13 protein-coding genes are annotated in these 17,515 nt (G+C 67.1%); 1 reads left to right on the forward strand and 12 read right to left on the reverse strand.

The annotated features are described in order from the left end of the window. Nucleotides 1–14: 14 nt before the first annotated feature. Both AC5QAB_RS00130 and AC5QAB_RS00135 read right to left on the reverse strand, forming a co-directional pair. Nucleotides 15–764 carry a DUF4952 domain-containing protein gene (locus tag AC5QAB_RS00130; protein ID WP_262217564.1) on the reverse strand — a complete coding sequence of 250 codons (750 nt, stop codon included), beginning with the start codon at nt 762–764 and terminating at the stop codon, nt 15–17. Nucleotides 765–826: 62 nt separating this feature from the next. Continuing rightward, nucleotides 827–1,732, reverse strand: a complete 906-nt coding sequence (locus AC5QAB_RS00135) for a LysR family transcriptional regulator (RefSeq protein WP_197561906.1) — start codon at nt 1,730–1,732, stop codon at nt 827–829. A 118-nt stretch (nt 1,733–1,850) separates the two neighbouring features. On the opposite strand from AC5QAB_RS00135, the gene AC5QAB_RS00140 reads away from it, so the two are divergent. After that, nucleotides 1,851–2,840 carry a zinc-dependent alcohol dehydrogenase family protein gene (locus tag AC5QAB_RS00140; protein ID WP_134966558.1) on the forward strand — a complete coding sequence of 330 codons (990 nt, stop codon included), beginning with the start codon at nt 1,851–1,853 and terminating at the stop codon, nt 2,838–2,840. A gap of 51 nt (nt 2,841–2,891) precedes the next feature. Here AC5QAB_RS00140 and AC5QAB_RS00145 read toward each other — a convergent pair whose 3' ends face one another. The 10 genes from AC5QAB_RS00145 to ligA form a co-directional block, all read right to left on the reverse strand. Next, a complete protein-coding gene (locus AC5QAB_RS00145) occupies nt 2,892–3,227 on the reverse strand; it encodes a hypothetical protein (protein ID WP_495233089.1) in 336 nt (111 codons plus the stop codon). Between the two features lie 63 nt (nt 3,228–3,290). Then, a complete protein-coding gene (locus AC5QAB_RS00150) occupies nt 3,291–4,523 on the reverse strand; it encodes a peptidoglycan-binding domain-containing protein (protein ID WP_495233090.1) in 1,233 nt (410 codons plus the stop codon). A 47-nt stretch (nt 4,524–4,570) separates the two neighbouring features. Further along, nucleotides 4,571–5,659 carry a lysozyme inhibitor LprI family protein gene (locus AC5QAB_RS00155; RefSeq protein ID WP_197561905.1) on the reverse strand — a complete coding sequence of 363 codons (1,089 nt, stop codon included), beginning with the start codon at nt 5,657–5,659 and terminating at the stop codon, nt 4,571–4,573. Between the two features lie 123 nt (nt 5,660–5,782). Then, nucleotides 5,783–8,311 carry a membrane-bound PQQ-dependent dehydrogenase, glucose/quinate/shikimate family gene (locus tag AC5QAB_RS00160; protein WP_069118332.1) on the reverse strand — a complete coding sequence of 843 codons (2,529 nt, stop codon included), beginning with the start codon at nt 8,309–8,311 and terminating at the stop codon, nt 5,783–5,785. 131 nt (nt 8,312–8,442) lie between these two features. After that, nucleotides 8,443–11,142, reverse strand: coding sequence for a DNA gyrase subunit A (gyrA, locus tag AC5QAB_RS00165; RefSeq protein WP_197561568.1), 2,700 nt, complete (start codon nt 11,140–11,142; stop codon nt 8,443–8,445). A 297-nt stretch (nt 11,143–11,439) separates the two neighbouring features. Next, on the reverse strand, nt 11,440–12,504 hold the full coding sequence (gene mtnA / locus AC5QAB_RS00170; RefSeq protein WP_014647652.1) for an S-methyl-5-thioribose-1-phosphate isomerase: 1,065 nt from the start codon (nt 12,502–12,504) through the stop codon (nt 11,440–11,442). Nucleotides 12,505–12,551: 47 nt separating this feature from the next. Then, nucleotides 12,552–13,283 carry a DUF3011 domain-containing protein gene (locus tag AC5QAB_RS00175; protein WP_014647653.1) on the reverse strand — a complete coding sequence of 244 codons (732 nt, stop codon included), beginning with the start codon at nt 13,281–13,283 and terminating at the stop codon, nt 12,552–12,554. 138 nt (nt 13,284–13,421) lie between these two features. Further along, nucleotides 13,422–14,378 (reverse strand): EF-P lysine aminoacylase EpmA, encoded by a 957-nt coding sequence (epmA, locus tag AC5QAB_RS00180; RefSeq protein ID WP_014647654.1) that lies wholly within the window; start codon nt 14,376–14,378, stop codon nt 13,422–13,424. Next, nucleotides 14,375–14,860: a GNAT family N-acetyltransferase gene (locus AC5QAB_RS00185; protein ID WP_197561569.1), complete on the reverse strand. Its 486-nt coding sequence runs from the start codon at nt 14,858–14,860 to the stop codon at nt 14,375–14,377. Before AC5QAB_RS00185 ends, epmA begins: the two co-directional genes overlap by 4 nt. Before the next feature lie 48 nt (nt 14,861–14,908). Continuing rightward, entirely contained in the window at nt 14,909–17,380 is a 2,472-nt protein-coding gene (gene ligA / locus AC5QAB_RS00190; protein WP_172412079.1) for an NAD-dependent DNA ligase LigA, read from the reverse strand. Between the last annotated feature and the right edge of the window lie 135 nt (nt 17,381–17,515).

Raw genomic sequence — 17,515 nt, forward strand, 5'->3', positions numbered from 1 at the left:
GCTTCTTCGCGTATCTATCGGCGAATGCCTGCAACCCCTCGAGGCTGCCCGCATTGAAGGCCGCAAGCCAGTCTCCGATGGCGTCCTGCGCACGCGGATGTGCACGCACGCTGGAGGGGGCGCCCACTGCCGGAACAGCCCAAAGCGTCATCAGCACCGAACAGGCCAGTACTTTGCAGAGCAGCAGGCATCCAACAGCCTTCATGGCAGTTCCTTTGCGGGTATCCCTGGGCGCATCCTAGATCATGGAACCGCCCGCTGCATCCATGCCAGGGACCCTGCCGCAGCACCTCAACCGTGACGATGAACGCCTCGATGCGATGCCAATCGCCCCGCTCATGCGGCAGCGATTCCACGCCCATGCCGATCTGGTACCTCACCGCATCCGGGACGTCGCGCCAGTAGTACGGCGCGCCATTGCTCCAGCCGCAACAGGCGTAGCGCAATGCAGGCATGCCAAAGGTCTCGCGCAGATAGGCTTCCACCTTCACTGCCTGGGCACCTGGAACGCGGTAGTGGGCCTGCATGGGTTTGATGCAGGACGCGTCGTCCTGGCTGCAGCCGCCATATTCAAGTCCCGCGGGCTTCCGGCCCATCGCCTGCAGGAAATCCTGGCATTCGATATCCGGTCGCGCCAGGCCATCCGCGCGTCCCTGCACCTCCCACTCGACCAACGCCAGCGCAGGCGTCTGTTGCGCAAGCACGTTGGCGGCGAACAGCAATGCCGCCAGCCCCAGCAGCAAGCGCGCGCTACGCAGCGGCAACCGGCCAATCGTCTCAGGGCGATCCTTCGCAGGCAGTCACAGGAATGCCAACCGATGCCGTGCTATCGCCGTGCCATCGTCTGCTCGCTGAAGCGTGCCACGCAGAAGTCCAGGAAACTGCGCAGCTTGGGCGTCAGCTGGCGGTCGCGCGGGTACACCAGGTTGATCCACGTCGACACCGGCACGTAGTCCGGCAGCACTTCCACCAGTTCACCACGCGCCAGCGCGGCAGCAAGCATTTCATAGGGCTGCAGGATCAACCCCAGCCCTCCGACTGCCGCGGTCAGCAGCGGCTCGGCCTGGTTGACCATGAAGCGGCTGGACACCGGCACGGTCAGCACGCTGCCGTCAGCATCGTGGAAGCTCCAGCGCGTGCGGATGATCGAATGGGCGAAGCCCAGGCACTCGTGCCGACTCAGATCGGCCGGATGGACAATGGCCGGGCGCGATGCGAGGTACGCCGGCGATGCACACAGCACCAGCGGATACGGCCCCAGCCGTCGCGCCACCAGCCCACTGTCGGCCAGATCACCGGTGCGGAACACCAGATCAAAGCCGTCCTCGACGATGTCCACCAGGCTGTTGGACAGGTTCAGATCAACCTGCACGTCCGCGTACTGCTGCAGGTAGGCCACCACCGCCGGCCCCAGTGCATGCACGCCGAAGGTGACCGGTGCGCTGACGCGCAGGCGCCCCATCGGCCGCCCGCGCGCCACTTCGGCCAGCTGCTCGGCGCCTTCCACCTCCTCCAGGATCACCCGCGCACGGGCCAGATAGGCCTGGCCGAAGTCGGTCAGGCTCTGCTTGCGCGTGGTGCGGTTGAGCAGGCGCACGCCCAGGTGTTGTTCCAGCGACTGCACGTGTTTGCCGACCAGCTGCGGCGACAGGTCCAGCGCGTCGGCGGCAGCGGCGAAGGAGCCAACCTCGGCCACTTTGACGAAGGTCCGCAGGGGAGCGATCAGGTCCATTGCAAACAATTGGTTTTCAATGAAACGCCAGATTACCCCTTATTCTGGAGGCAGGCCACGCGCACAGTAGCCTCCACCTTTCCGCCGGCCCTGCGCCGGCCTTGCCCAGGAGTCCCCCATGAGCCAGGTTGTCCGCATCCACGAATATGGCAGCGCCGATGTGCTGCGCATCGACGACATTGATGTTCCCGCCCCCGCCGCCGACGAGGTCCAGATCCGGGTCAAGGCCATCGGCCTGAACCGTGCCGAGGTGATGTTCCGCAACGGCGCCTATCTGCAGGAGGCGCAGTTCCCCAGCCGGCTGGGCTATGAAGCGGCCGGCATGGTCGAGGCGGTCGGCAGTGCGGTGAGCGGATTCGCTGCTGGCGATGCGGTGAGCGTGGTGCCGCCGCTGGACATCGCCCGCTGGGGCACCTACGGCGAGCTGGCCAACGTGCCGGCGCGACTGGTGGTCAAGCACCCGCAGGCGCTGGGCTTCGAAACGGCGGCTGCGGTGTGGATGCAGTACGTCACCGCCTGGGGCGCACTGTTGGAGCAGGCGCAGCTGGCCGCCGGGGATTCCGTCATCATCACCGCTGCCAGCAGCAGCGTCGGCCTGGCCGCGATCCAGATCGCCAATGCAGTGGGTGCCACGCCGATTGCGGTGACCCGTGGCCCGGGCAAGCGCCAGGCCTTGCTCGATGCCGGTGCCGCCCATGTCATCGCCACCCAGGAACAGGACCTGGCAGCCGAAGTGGCGCGCATCACCGGCGGTGCCGGCGCCCGCGTGGTGTTCGACCCGATCGGTGGCCCGCAGTTCGTGCCGCTGACCGAGGCAATGGCCCGTGGCGGCATCCTGCTGGAATACGGCGCGCTGAGCAGCGAACCCACCCCGTTCCCGTTGTTCAACGTGCTGGGCAAGTCGCTGACGCTGAAGGGCTACCTGTACTCGGAAATCGTCTCCGACGATGCCGCGCTGGCACGTGCCAAGGCGTTCATCGTCGATGGCCTGGACAAGGGCACGCTGGCGCCGAAGATCGCGAAGGTGTTCCCCTTCGCACAGATCCAGGACGCCCACCGCTACCTGGAATCGAACGAACAGATCGGCAAAGTGGTGGTGACGCTGTAAACACCCTGCCGGCAGCGACGGACCCACTGCGGGCACGTCGCTGCCGCAGGCTCAGGCCATTGAAGGCCCGCGGTTCTCATGCTGGCGGCTTTCGAGGGTGAGCTGGTGCTCGCGCTGCCGGTTGTCACCGGCCAGATCATTCACCGTTTCCTCCATCGAGCGCGCGGGTTGTGCCGTATCCACACTGGCGCGCTCACCGGGAATCAACCCGGCAACCCACAGGCGATCTCCGGCCATCATCACCCGGTCGACGCGCGCGGCATCATCGATGCCGTTGCGCTTGGACTCCAGCACTGCCTGCATGACGTGCTCGTCGCCGATGGTGCCAGGTACCCCCTGGCGGATGCGCTCGAACAGCGCGGCGTCCCTGGGCGACAGCGATTCCATGCCATTGGGCTGCGGTGCGGGCTCCGGCGCGGCCGGACCAGCGACCGGTGCATTCGCCGCTGCCTACTGCCGCGCCTGCACCTGCTCCGGCTGGAACTCCGCCCGCGTATAGGGCGGACGCTGCGGCGGCCAGTTCTCCGCGCGGTCGAACTCGGTGGTCGGCGCATGCTCGCGAGCGACGGCGGCATCGTTCAACTGCCGGCGCGCATCCGTGTCGATGACGCCGCCGGGGCGCAGCGGCAGGCCATAGTCCTGCTGGAAGTTGCGCATGGCCGCCTGCATGCCGGCATCAAACGTGCGCGCATCGCGCTCGGCACGTGGGTTCGGTTCGGTCAGGTACCCCAACGCCTCCAGCTGCCGGCGCATTTCGAACACCGGCTCGCCCTTCTCACCGGGGCCCAGGTTGCCGTCGGCCAGCGGGCCGGTCAGGTCGGTCACCGTCCGGCGCCTGAAGTCCGGATCGACCGCCAGCGTGTCGCTGCGCATGCGTTCCAGCAGCGCAGCGTCGATGCGGCCATTGGCCGGGCTGATACCCCGCTCGGTCTGGAAGCGGCGCACGGCCTGCTCGGTGGAGGCGCCGAAATCACCGTCGGGCTTGATCGCGGCATTGGCGTTGTTGCGGACGTCCAAGCGCTGCAGGTACTGCTGCGCTTCCAGCACGTGCTGGTTGGCGTCACCCCGGTGCAGGTCCATCGCCCCGCCGGGCGCCTGGGGGGTCGGCACCGGCATCTGGAAGCCTGGTTGCTGCACACGCTGGACCACGCCGGCAACCTGGGATTCCCATTCAGTGGCCCGTGCGGCGATGGCGTCTGGATAGGGACTGCCGTTGTTCAGCTCACCGCCATTGACCGAGGCCCGCGCCTGCCGGTAGTCGGCATGGTTGGCGTTGACGTTGTCGGACAGCCGCGCACCGAACAGGCCGTCGCGCATCCCCACCACCAGCACCTTGGTGGCGATGTCTGCCCGGGCAGCCCGTTCCGGATGCTCGACCAGCTCGCGGCCCATCCCCAGCGCCTCGCCCAGCCGCTCGTAGTTGTTGACGTGGGTGAGGTGGGCAAAGCCCCGGCCGAAATACTCCTCGCCGCCGAAGTAGCGCAGGTCCACCGCCTGCTTCCTGCCCCAGTCTTCCTCCGGCGCGGCGAAATCACGCGATTCGTGCTGCGCCGTGGCCAGCACATAGGCAATCTGCCGATGGTCGGTAATGCCGTTGTCGATGCAGGTACGCACGATCATCTCGACCGACTGGTCCCGGGTCAGGCCGAAGCCCGACCCACCTTTTCCATAGCCTTCGCTCATCCTTCAGCTCTCCAGTTCCGGAACGCATCCATTCGTCGGGGGAAGACCTACTTCAGCAGGTCCGGTTCAGTCGGGGCCTCGCCCCTGCAGGTGTCATAGCGGCGCTGCAGCAGCGTGCGCGTGTCGGTTCCGCGCAGCTGGATGACCTTGTCCTCGCGCTCGCACGGGCTGACCTTCGCGCGCAGCACGAACCGCCCATTGTCGATATGGTCGATGTCGCGCCCACCGATGGCCGCTTCCAACGCCTTGGCACGCACATAGCGGTTGCGCTTGGCATCGAACAGGTAGAACGCATGCACCGGAACGTTGTAGACACCGCTGTTGTCCTGCCACACCTGCAGGTCCGGCACGCCATCACCATTGAAATCCGAAACGGTCAGCAGCACGGCGGTCGCACCCTGGGCACCGGTGCCGGCGCGGGTCAGGCGCGGCTGCACGTCCGTGACCACGACGTTGCGCCCACCACGGGTCACGCCCATGCTCCGCACCTGGCAGGTCGTCACGTTGTCGGTGCCGCTGCAATCGGTCACCTGGAAGACCACCTGCAGTGCCGGTGTGAGCCTGCCCTCGCCGGGCCGCAGGACGATCCTGCCCTGCTTGTCGGGCGCGGCATCGGCGGCATGCACAGCGGCCTGCGCCGGCGCCGGGGCCGCCTTGGCTTCCGCCACCAGCGCCGCCGCACCGCCGCCCTGCAACTGGCGGGCACGCAGCAGGGTCATGTGCGTGCGGCACTGCTGTGAATCCAGCTGGGCAACGGCCGTGCTGCCTTCCGGGCACCGGTTGTCGCGCTGGCGCAGCCATTGCCGCTGCAGATCGCGCAGCACCTGCTGATCACTGGCGGTCAGTGTGGAGCGCGCCGCGCTGTAGGCGGCATTGAGTGCATCGTCGTGCACCTTGAGTTCAGCGTCGGCACAACGGCGACGGGCGTCCAGCGCGGTGCCTGCGGCCGCCATGCAAGGCGCATGAGCGGGGCTCAGAGAGCGCGCATCGCCTGCGATCAGTTCGGCACCGCTGGGCACCTTGCGTGCGGCGGGCTGGGGCGACGCCTGCGCGCTTGCCCACAGGCAAGGGCCAAGCAGAAGCAGTCCTGCCAGCAGCCGGGTGGCACGCCCCGGCAGGCGTTCGGAGTTCAGCATGCGTTTCCTTCCCTGGGGGCGTTGGCCGGCCCCGTCCTGTTCCGATGATGGATGCTGCCCGGTCGCCAGCGCAACTTCAGCGACAGCGGTCACAGCCCGCAGGTCGCATTCAGGCCGGCAGCGCTATTTCGGCAGCGCGTAGGCCATCACGTAATCGCCGTTCGGGGTTTCCATGAAATGGTGGCCGCCAGCCATGATCACCACGTACTGGCGCCCGCCCTGCGCGTACACCATCGGATTGGCCTGGCCACCCGCGGGCAGCTTGGCATGCCACAGCTCCTTGCCGGTCTTCAGGTCGATGGCGCGCAGCAGGTCGTCGGTGGCGGCGGCGATGAAGATCAGGCCGCTGGCGGTGACTACCGAACCGCCATTGTTCGGCGTGCCGATCTCGATGGGCAGGCCGGAACGGATGCCGAATGGTCCGTTGCCGCGCGCACTGCCGAACGGACGGTCCCACAGCAGCTTGCCGGTGCGCAGGTCGATGGCCCGGATGCCGCCATAGGGTGGCTGCTTGCACAGCAGACCAGTGAACGGCAGGCGCCAACCGGCGTTTACCTGGATGGCGTAGGGCGTGCCCACCTGTGGGTCGCCCGCGCCTTCGGCGCCGCCCTTGTCGAACCGGACCTTCTCGCGTGGCAGCCAGCCCAGCCTGTCGGCCTCGGCGCGTGGCACCAGCCGGTTGTAGTTGGGCATGTCGTTGTAGTTGGCCACGATCACGCCGCGGCGTGTATCGATGGACACACTTCCCCAATCCGAACCGCCGTTGTAGCCGGGATATTCGATGGAATGGCGATCACTGCTCGGCGGGGTGTAGAAGCCTTCGTAGTACGCCTTGCGGAACTGGATGCGGCAGATCAGCTGGTCGACCGGGGTGATGCCCCACATGTCGCGCTCGGTCAGGTCATGCTGCCGGCGCAGCGTGTGATACAGCGAGAACAGCTGCGTGGGTGAGCGTTGTTCCGGTTCGACACCGCCGACCGGCACCCTGCGCTCTTCGGCGGCGGTCAGCAGCTGGCCGTTGCGGCGGTCAAGGATGTAGAGATCACCCTGCTTGGTCGGCAGCAGGAGCGCCGGCACCTTGCCAGCCGCCGTCGGGTAATCGATCAGGCTGGCCTGCGAACCCAGGTCGTAGTCCCACACATCCTTGCGCACCGCCTGGAAATGCCAGGCCGGCTTGCCGGTGGCCACATCGATCGCCACCAGCGACGTCGCATAGCGGTTCTGGTTTTCCGTGCGTGAGCCACTCCAGTAATCGCCAGCGGAATTGCCCAGCGGCAGATAGACCAGCCCCAGCGCCTCATCACCGGTCGCGGTGGTCCACATGTTCGGCGTGCCGCGCGTGTAGGTCTGCTCATGCGGCGGCAGGCCGCTGCGTTCGGGCTGGTCCATGTCCCACGCCCAGCGCAGCTTGCCGGTGATCGCATCGTAGGCCTGGATCACCCCCGATGGCGCGTCGCGGCGCTGACCATCCAGCACCTGGTGGCCGGTGACGATCACCCCGCGCACGATGGCCGGTGGCGAGGTGATCGACACATAGCCCGGTGGCACCTCGCCCATGCCCAGAGTGATGTCGACCTGGCCGTTGTTGCCGAAATTCGCACAGGGGCGGCCACTGTCGGCATCCACCGCGATGATGCGCCCGTCCAGCGTGCCCTCGATGATGCGCGCCCAGCATGCCGGACGACTGCCCGGTGCAGCGCTGCGGGTGGCACTGGGCGGCGGTTCCGGCAACGCCAGATCAGCAGCGGCATCGGCCAATGCGGCATCGGCGAGGATCGGCGTGGCCGGTTGCTCGTAATAACTCACGCCACGGCAGGCGGCGGTGTATGGAATCGAAGCGTCCTTTACCTTCGGATCGAACCGCCACACTTCCTTGCCGCTGGCCGCATCCAGTGCGATCAGGCGGTTGCGGGCGGTGCACAGGTACAGACGGTCGCCGATCTTCAGTGGCGTGGTTTCCGCACCCCAGCGCTTCTTCGGCATATCGCCGGTGCGGAACTGCCAGGCCAGCTGCAGCGTGGCCACGTTGGCCGGGGTGATCTGCTGCAGCGGCGAATAGCGGGTGGCGGCATTGCTGCGCCCCCACGCCGGCCAGTCCCCTTCGGCAGGCTGGTCGGCCGGCTGCAGACCGGTGGTGTCGCGGGTCGGTTCCAGCCCGACGCTGGCCGCGCCTTCCGGGAACGGCTGGTGCCCGTCCACTTCGCCGTGCGGCGCGAACGCCAATCCGAAGGCAGCGACGAACACCAGCATCAGCACGCCGGCCACGCTGCGCGACAGGCGCCTGGAAACCGGTTGGTGGAGGGTGGGCGCCAGCAGCGCCAGCACGATGCCAAGCGCGGTCACCAGGCCGAGCCGCGGTACCCAGCGCCAGTAGTCGCTGCCCGACTCCCACCAGGTCCACAACAGCGTACCGGCGAACACCAGCGCATACAGCAGCGCGCCGCTGCGGCGATTGCCGAACAACAGGAGGCCACTGGCCAGCAGGCCGGCCCCGGCGATGGCGTAGTACGCCGAGCCGCCCAGGCTGAGCAGCCATGCGCCGAGCCCGCCGATGACCAGGCCGAGCAGGACCAGCAGCAGCGACAGCACGGTAACGAGAGGATGCCGGGAGGCGCGGACGGGAGCAGGAGCGGACGGCGGCGTGGCGGACATCGTCGATCTCCGGGGGCAGCATGCGCCGTTATCCCACCGCCGACGTGAAGCGCGCGCGTATGTGCGGCATCCGGATACGACGACGCCGGCACAGGGCCGGCGTCGTCGCGTAGCTCAACCTTGCGGCAGGATCACTCCTGTGCGGCGTCCTCGCTGCTGGAAGCCGCCGGGGCAGAGGCAGGCACTGCCACCTCATCCTCGTCCTCGTCGATCGAGGCATCCATGCGCTCCACCGCCTGCAGCTTCTCGTCCTTGGACAGGCGGATCAGGGTCACGCCCTGGGTGTTGCGGCCGACGCGGCTGATTTCCGAGCCACGCGTACGCACCAGGGTGCCACCATCGGAGATCAGCAGGACTTCGTCGCTGGAGCCCATCAGCACTGCGGCGACCAGCTTGCCGTTGCGCTCGGTGGTCTGGATGCCGATCACGCCCTGCGTACCACGGCCCTTGCGCGGGTAGTCCGGCAGCGGGGTGCGCTTGCCGTAGCCGTTCTCGGTGGCGGTAAGGATGTACTGAACGCTGGCGTCGTCGGCGCCGTCGATCACCGCGTCGCCATTGGCAGCGGCTTCCTCGACACCGCTGTCGTCCTCGTTCTCGTCCTCGCTGCCACCGGCACTTTCGGCCACGATCAGGCTGACCACTTCCTCGCCGGCCGGCATCTTGATGCCGCGCACGCCGGTGGCAGTACGGCCCATCGAGCGGACCTTGTCCTCACCGAAGCGCACGGTCTTGCCGTTGGAGGCGAACAGCAGGATGTCACGCTCGCCATCGGTCAGGCCGACACCGACCAGCGCATCGCCCTCGTCCAGGTTGATCGCGATCTTGCCGCGGGCGAGGCGGAAGGCGAACTCGCTCAGCGGGGTCTTCTTGACCGTACCGTTCTTGGTGGCGAAGAACACGAACTGGCCATCGGCGTACTCGCGCACCGGCAGCACGGCCTGCACGCGTTCGCCCGGCTCCAGCGGGATCCAGTTGATGATCGGACGGCCGCGGGCGTTGGAACCGGCTTCGGGCAGCTGGTAGACCGGCAGCCAGAACACCTTGCCCGAGCTGGTGAAGGTCAGCAGCGTGTCGTGCGTGTTGACCAGCCACAGCTGTTCGATGAAATCCTCTTCCTTGGTCGCCGCCGCGCTGCGGCCACGGCCACCACGGCGCTGTGCGCGGTACACGCTCACCGGCTGCCGCTTCACGTAACCGGCATGCGACACGGTAACCACCACGTCTTCCGGCGCGATCAGGTCGAGGATGTCCAGGTCCTCTTCGCTGTGGCGGATTTCGGTACGACGTTCGTCGCCGAATTCGGCCTTGACGTTGACCAGCTCCTCGCGGATCACCTGCAGCAGGCGGTCGGGATCTTCCAGGATGTGGATCAGCCCGGCGATCACTTCCAGCAGCTGCTTGTACTCGTCGGTCAGGCGGTCCTGCTCCAGCCCGGTCAGGCGGTGCAGCCGCATCTCCAGGATCTGCGTGGCCTGGATCTCGGTCAGCTGGTAGCCGCCCTCGATCAGGCCCACGCCCTTGGGCAGGTCTTCCGGACGGGAGGCCTCGGCACCGGCCGCACCCAGCATCGCACCGACCAGGCCCGGCTCCCACACGCGGGCCAGCATGCGCTCGCGGGCTTCGTTCGGGTTCGGCGAGGTCTTGATCAGTTCGATCATCTCGTCGATGTTGGCCAACGCAACGGTCAGGCCTTCCAGCACGTGGGCACGGGCGCGCGCCTTGCGCAGCTCGAACACGGTGCGGCGGGTGACCACTTCGCGACGGTGGCGGACGAACGCCTCCAGCATCTGCTTGAGGTTCATCAACTGCGGGCGGCCATCGACCAGCGCCACCATGTTGATGCCGAACACCGATTCCATCTGCGTCTGCTGGTACAGGTTGTTCAGCACAACCTCGGCAGATTCACCGCGCTTGATCTCGATGTAGATGCGCATGCCGTCCTTGTCGGACTCATCGCGCAGCTCGCTGATGCCTTCGATCTTCTTTTCCTTGACCAGCTCGGCGATCTTCTCGATCAGACGCGCCTTGTTCACCTGGTAAGGAATTTCAGTGACGATGATCGATTCGCGGCCGTTGTCGGCCACTTCGATATCGGCCTTGGCACGGATGCGCACGCGGCCACGGCCGGTGCGGTAGCCGGCGACGATGCCGGCAGTGCCGTTGATGATGCCGGCAGTCGGGAAATCCGGGCCCGGGATGTATTCCATCAGGCCGTCGACATCGATGTCCGGGTTGTCGATCAGCGCGATGCAGGCGTTGATCGATTCGCTCAGGTTGTGCGGCGGAATGTTGGTCGCCATGCCCACCGCGATGCCAGCCGAACCATTGACCAGCAGGTTCGGGAACCGGGTCGGCATGACCGTCGGCTCCAGTTCCTTCTCATCGTAGTTGGGCTGGAAATCGACGGTTTCCTTGTCGATGTCCGCCATCAGCTCATGCGCCAGGCGCGACATGCGCGCCTCGGTGTATCGCATTGCTGCAGCGGAGTCGCCGTCGATCGAACCGAAGTTACCCTGGCCGTCGACCAGCATGTAGCGCAGCGAGAACGGCTGTGCCAAGCGCACCAGCGTGTCGTACACCGACTGATCGCCATGCGGGTGGTACTTACCGATGACGTCACCGACGATACGCGCCGACTTGAAGTAGGGCTTGTTGCTGTGCGCGTTGAGTTCGTTCATCGCGTACAGCACGCGGCGATGCACCGGCTTGAGGCCGTCGCGCGCATCCGGCAGCGCGCGGCCCACGATCACGCTCATGGCGTAATCGAGGTAGCTCTTGCGCATCTCGTCTTCCAGGTTGACCTGGATGATTTCCTTGGCGGTTTCTGCCATTCGGGTTCCGTTGTCTGGTAGCGGTCCAGTCCGGCGCAGCCCTCTGCGGGAGGGGGTCGCGCCGGAACCTCGATTCAACCTGTGGATACTACCACAACAGGCCGTTTTCCGCCTCCCTTTACGGGGATTTTACCGGCACAAATCAGGAACTTAGGGCCCCATACCGCCCCTGTAGAGCCGAGCCCATGCTCGGCTGCGCGAAATCAGTAGATCCACGCCGTGCGTGGATGAGGCCTGCCTGGGGTCAGAGCCCTTTCCTGCGAAAAGGGATCCGACCCCGGGACCTTCCTGCCCGCCTCAGCCGCCGAAGGCGGTGCGCATGTTCCCGGCGGTCGGGTTCAGGATGACCCCGCGCTCGGTCACGATGGCGTCGATCAGCTCGCCCGGGGTGACGTCGAACACCGGGTTCCAGGCAGCAATGCCCTCGGCGACGGTACGGGTACCCCCCACGCCGTACAGCTCACCCGGGTCGCGCTGCTCGATCTCGATCTGGCTGCCGTCCACGGTCTCCATGTCCACGGTCGAGGACGGTGCGACCACCATGAACTTGACGCCGTGGTGGCGGGCGGCGATGGCCAGCTGGTAGGTGCCGATCTTGTTGGCGGTATCGCCATTGGCGCAGATGCGGTCCGCGCCCACGATCACCCATTGCACGGCGCCGGTCTTCATCAGGTGCGAGGCAGCCGAATCGGCGATCAGGGTGGCATCGATGCCGTCCTGCTGCAGTTCCCACACGGTCAGGCGTGCCCCCTGCAGCCACGGCCGGGTTTCGCCGGCGAACACGCGGGCGATGCGGTGCTGGGCCATGCCGGCGCGGATCACGCCCAGCGCGGTACCGAACCCCGCAGTGGCCAGCGAGCCGGTATTGCAGTGGGTCAGCACGCCGCTGCCAGCCTCGATCAGGCCCGCGCCCAGTGCACCCATGTGGCGGTTGGCGGCCAGGTCTTCCTCGGCGATGGCCTGCGCTTCCGATTCCAGCAACGCCTTCCAGTCGGCGCCGGCGGCGTTCAGGCAACGGCGCATGCGCGCCAGCGCCCAGGCCAGGTTGACCGCAGTCGGGCGCGATGCATTGAGGCGCTGCAGGGCCGGTTCCAGCTGCTGCAGGGCGTGCGCACCATCGGCGGCCTGCACCTCGCGTGCAGCCAGCACGACACCCCAGGCAGCGGCAATGCCGATCGCCGGCGCGCCACGCACGGTCAATGCGTGGATCGCGCTGGCAACCTCGTCGCTGTCATGGCAGACCACGTGCTCGACCACGAACGGCAGCTTGCGCTGGTCCAGCAGTTGCAGGGCATCGCCGGTCCACAGGATCGGGCGGATGTGGTCGTAACGGGCGTAGTCGATGTCAGAGGCAGTGTTCATGGGCCCATTGTAGGGCCACGCCCCGCAGGGTTGGAGCCTGCCCGGGCTCAATTCACCGAGAATTCGGCGCGGCAGCCGCCGTCCACCCAGATCCCGTTGCGGCTCCAGCCCCAGGTGCTGCCTTCCTCGCAGGGCGTGCTGGACAGCTGCTCGGAGACCACGGCGCCAACCGAGATGCTGGCACCGCAGAAACGCCGCTTCTTCGACTTCGATTCGCAGGTCAGGCGGCGCGGCATGTCGACGAAGCGGCCATCGTCATCGGCCACTTCGAAGTCACCCTGGCAGCCACGGCTGGTCCAGACTTCATTGCGCTTGTAGCCCCAGCCCTGCCCTTCGCGGCACGGCAACACCGACAACTGGCGCAGCAGGCGCACCGGCGCGCCATCGAGTCGTACCGGGCAACTCTGCGGACGGCCATTGGACTCGCAGCGCACCACACGGCGCACCAGGCGCTTGCCCGAGCTGTCAGCCGGCGGCGCCGCGCCCGCTGCGCGCCGGGCGCGGAACTCGGCACGGCAGCCCAGGGTGACCCACACACCACTGCGGTCAGTGCCCCACTCGCTGCCGCGGATGCAGCTGTTGCTGGACAGCTGGCGCACCAGGTCGACGCCGTTGGCAACCTCGATATCGCAGTGCACCCAACCCATGTCGCGTGATTCGCAGGTCACCACTTCATCGTCGTAGCCCACCTGCTGGGCCGACGCCGGCGACGGCAGCCAGGCACCCCAGAGCGCAATGGAGTACACCGGTGCAGCGACAACCGCGAACCACTTGACCAAAGCCTTCCCCAGCAGGAATGGATGAACTGGATGCCAGTGTCCGGCATTGGCCGTGATAAGAGCATCATCGTGCTTACCGACGCAAGCGCACCGAACCCGCGTTTCGTTCAGCCTGCGATGTTCAGCAACACGCGGGGATCACGCGTGGGCGAAGTCGTAGGCCAGCACATCGGCGATGCGTGGCGTGCGGTTCATCGCCATCAACAGGCGATCGACACCCACCGCCACGCCGGCACAGGCAGGCATCGACGGCAACGCCGACAACAGTGCCTCGTCCACGGCCGGCTGCACCTGTCCACGTTCGTGGCGGCGCTGCTGGTCCCGCTGGAACCGAGCGCGCTGCTCGTGGGCGTCGTTCAGTTCGTGATAGCCGTTGGCCAGCTCCACTGCACCCAGGTACAGCTCGAAACGCTCGGCCAGCGGCGGCGTGCCCGGACGGATGCGGGCCAGCGCGGCCTGGCTGGCCGGCCAGTCATGCACCACGGTCATCACCGCGTCATCGAACTGCGGCTGGATGTGGTGGGTCATCAACAGGTCCAGCCAGTCATCACGGGTCAACCCGACCGGGTCGATGTGCACGTCGCCAAGTGCAACACGCAGCGCGGCTTCATCGGCCTCGAACGGATCCAGGCCCACGTGCTGCTGGAACAGCTCGCGGTAACTCAACACACGCAGCGTTGCACGGCGTCCGACCAGGGCCAGCGCCTGGCCGACCAACTCGGCGGTTTCCTCCATCAACCGGTGGTGGTCCCAGCCGACCCGATACCACTCCAGCATGGTGAATTCCGGGTTGTGGCGGCCGCCGGCCTCGCCGTTGCGAAACACCCGGCCCAGTTCGTAGCAGTCGCCCACACCGGCCGCCAGCAGGCGCTTGAGCGGATATTCCGGCGAAGTGCGCAGCCAGCGACGACGGCCACCGGCATCGACATGGCCGGTGAAATCGGTATGGAAGCTGTCGATGTTCGGCTCGGTGTTGCCTGCCACCGACAGGATCGGCGTTTCCACCTCCAGCACATCGCGCTCGGCGAAGAAGCGGCGCACCAGCGCATTGAGCGTGGCGCGCTGCTGCAGCGCGCGCAGCAGGGCCTCGCTCACAGGATGCCCTCCGGGCGCGGATGGTCGAGCGGCAGGGTCAGCAGATCGCGGGTGTCGTCGATGTAGCCGCTGGCCAGGTACAGGCGGCGGGCCAGTTCGTTGTGGTGGTTCACCTCCAGGCGCAGGCGGCTGACACCACGCCCGCGAGCGCGCTGTTCACAGATGGCCAGCGCCTGCTTGCCGCGACCACGACCGCGCCCGCGATGACTCAGGTACAGCTCGTCCAGCAGCATGAAGTGGCCGCCCTGCTCCAGGCTGAAGCCCATCGCGATCACCGCGTAGCCGACCACCTCGCCCGCCTCGTCCAGCCACAGCAGCACTTCGCCATTGCGCGGATCGGCCAGCAGCGCGTCCACGCCGCGACGCACGCGCGCGTCATCGAAGTCGATCCTGTCTTCGGCGTAGAACTCGCGCATCAACGCGATCAACAGTTCTTCGTCGGCACGGGTGGCCAGGCGGAAATCCAGCGGGGCGGTCTGCATCGGTGTTCCTTTGTCTTTCATGCCGGGCGCCAGGCACCCGGCGGGTCATCATTCGTGTTCGGCGAGGTAGGCCAGCAGGCGGTCTTCGTCCCACACCGGCACGCCCAGCGATTGCGCCTTGTCCAGCTTGGAGCCGGCCTCGGTACCGGCGACCACGAAGCTGGTCTTCTTCGACACACTGCCGGAGACCTTGGCACCCAGCGCTTCCAGGCGTTCCTTGGCGGCATCGCGGGTGAGCTGGGCCAGGGTGCCGGTCAGCACCACGGTCTGCCCATCCAGCGGGCCGGCCACGATCTCGGCCAGCGCCGGCGCCTTGGCCAGGATCTGCTGCATCGCCTTCTCGGCTGCCAGCAGCATCGCGCCATGGCCATCGGCATCGAGCCAGTCGGCCAGACCGCGCGCAGTGTCGTCCGGCAGGCCGGCGTTGACGAACTGGCCATGCTCGGCATCCAGCACCGCCTGGGCACCCGGCAAGGCAGCCACCAGCTTCTCCGCACGCAGGCGGGTGATGCCGGGGATTTCCGATTCGACCAGCAGTTGCGCCAGATCCAGGCCTTCGCGCAGCTTGGCACTGGGCGCGTGCACATCACTGATGCGCACCTGCCCGACCTGCAGCAGGTCGTCGATGGCCTGCTGGTTGCCCTGCTGCTCGAAGAAATGGCCGAGAGAACGCGCCACTTCGCCACCGATGTCCGGCACGCGCTTGAACAACGGCCATGGCAGGTGGCGGATCAGTTCCAGGTCACCGAACCACTGCGCCAGCGCCTTGGCCGTGCTCTCGCCGACGTGCTCGATGCCAAGCGCGAACAGCAGGCGCTCCAGCGTGGCTGCGCGACTGGCGTCGATTGCCGCGATCAGGTTGTCGGCCCATTTGGTGGCGATCTTCTTCGTGTTCCATTCGAAGCTGGCCGGCTGTGCCAGCGCCTGCGCGCGCCACGCCGGATCGTTGCCATCCAGCTTGAGCACCGCATTGAGCACCGCGCCGCTGCCTTCTGCCGGCAGGTGCAGCTTCAGCGCGGCGGCCAGTGCGGAAGGGTCCTCGGCATCCAGCACCAGCTTCAGGTGCAACAGCTGGTCACGGTTGAGCCGGTACAGATCGGCCACGCTCCTGACGATGCCGGCGTCGACCAGGGTTTCGATGTACTTGTCGCCGAGGCCGTCGATATCCATCGCACGGCGCGAAGCGAAATGGGCAATGGCCTCCTTGCGCTGCGCAGGGCAGGACAGTTCGCCCGAACAGCGCCACGCAGCTGCACCTTCCTCGCGCACGATTTCCGAGCCGCACACCGGGCAGCGCGTCGGCATCTGCCAGGGCGAGGTGCCCTGTGGACGGCGGTCGAGGATGACGCTGACCACTTCCGGAATCACGTCGCCAGCACGCCGCACGATCACGCTGTCACCGACACGCACATCGAGACGCGCGATCTGATCGGCATTGTGCAACGTGGCATTGGACACGATCACGCCGGCCACAGCCACCGGTGCCAGCCGCGCGACCGGCGTGGCGGCACCGGTGCGGCCGATCTGGATCTCGATCGCCTCCACCGTGGTGCTCTGTTCCTGTGCCGGGAACTTGTGCGCGATGGCCCAGCGCGGCGCACGCGAGACAAAACCCATGGCCTGCTGGCCGGCGCGGTCATCCAGCTTGTAGACCACCCCATCGATGTCGAACGGCAGGCCATCGCGACGCTCGCCGATGTCACGGTAGTAGCCGAGCAGGCCGTCGGCGCCTTGCACCACCTTGCACAACCCGCTGACCGGGAAGCCCCAGGCGCCGAGCTGGGCCAGCGTGCCCGAATGGGTGTCCGGCAGCTCGCCGCCCTGCACTTCACCGGTGCCGTAGGCGAAGAAACTCAGCCGGCGCTGCGCACTGATCTTCGGATCGAGCTGGCGCAGTGAACCCGCTGCCGCGTTGCGCGGGTTGGCCAGCACCTTGCCGCCCTGCTGGCGCGCACGTTCGTTGTAGGCCTCGAAGTCGGCGCGGGCCATGTACACCTCGCCACGCACCTCCAGCACGTCCGGCCAGTCCTTGCCGTGCAGGCGCTTGGGAACATCGCCGATTTCACGCAGGTTGGCGGTCACGTCCTCGCCGGTACTGCCATCACCGCGGGTTGCGCCGAGTACGAAATGACCGTCCTCGTAGCGCAGGCTGATCGCCAGGCCATCCATCTTCGGTTCGGCCGAGAACTGCAGGCTGCGGCGGCCCAGGCGCTCATCGATGCGGCGCACGAAGTCGGCCACTTCCTCATCGCTGAAGGCATTGGACAGCGACAGCATCGGCACCGCATGGCGCACTTCGGGGAAGCGGCCGGACGGGCGTGCACCGACCTGTTGGGTCGGGCTGTCGGCACGGGCCAGTTCCGGGTGCTCGCGCTCCAACGCTTCCAGCTCGCGCACCATCCGGTCGTAGTCGACGTCGGGGATCTCCGGCGCGTCCAGCTCGTGGTAGGCGCGGTTGGCCTGGGCGATCTGCCGGCGGAGATCTTCGGCGCGTTCGGCGGGGCTGGGGCTCATCGGGATCCGGTGGTTCTGGGATGGCCGGGGATTCTACCGCGCCCGGCCGTCAGGCCCTGTAACGCCCCTCCTTTGCAGCGTCGAGCGTGCTCGACGGGCGCTCCCCGCTCCGGTGCCAACCTTCTCTCTCATTCCGGTAGG

The sequence above is a fragment of the Stenotrophomonas sp. YJH_SMC_127 genome (assembly GCF_059372445.1).

What these genes read in the sequence shown, in the direction of transcription:
- AC5QAB_RS00135 (WP_197561906.1), bottom strand. Translation starts at nt 1,732, where the DNA reads ATGGACCTGATCGCTCCCCTGCGGACCTTCGTCAAAGTGGCCGAGGTT.
- AC5QAB_RS00140 (WP_134966558.1), top strand. Translation starts at nt 1,851, where the DNA reads ATGAGCCAGGTTGTCCGCATCCACGAATATGGCAGCGCCGATGTGCTG.
- AC5QAB_RS00145 (WP_495233089.1), bottom strand. Translation starts at nt 3,227, where the DNA reads ATGGAATCGCTGTCGCCCAGGGACGCCGCGCTGTTCGAGCGCATCCGC.
- AC5QAB_RS00150 (WP_495233090.1), bottom strand. Translation starts at nt 4,523, where the DNA reads ATGAGCGAAGGCTATGGAAAAGGTGGGTCGGGCTTCGGCCTGACCCGG.
- AC5QAB_RS00155 (WP_197561905.1), bottom strand. Translation starts at nt 5,659, where the DNA reads ATGCTGAACTCCGAACGCCTGCCGGGGCGTGCCACCCGGCTGCTGGCA.
- AC5QAB_RS00160 (WP_069118332.1), bottom strand. Translation starts at nt 8,311, where the DNA reads ATGTCCGCCACGCCGCCGTCCGCTCCTGCTCCCGTCCGCGCCTCCCGG.
- gyrA (WP_197561568.1), bottom strand. Translation starts at nt 11,142, where the DNA reads ATGGCAGAAACCGCCAAGGAAATCATCCAGGTCAACCTGGAAGACGAG.
- mtnA (WP_014647652.1), bottom strand. Translation starts at nt 12,504, where the DNA reads ATGAACACTGCCTCTGACATCGACTACGCCCGTTACGACCACATCCGC.
- AC5QAB_RS00185 (WP_197561569.1), bottom strand. Translation starts at nt 14,860, where the DNA reads ATGCAGACCGCCCCGCTGGATTTCCGCCTGGCCACCCGTGCCGACGAA.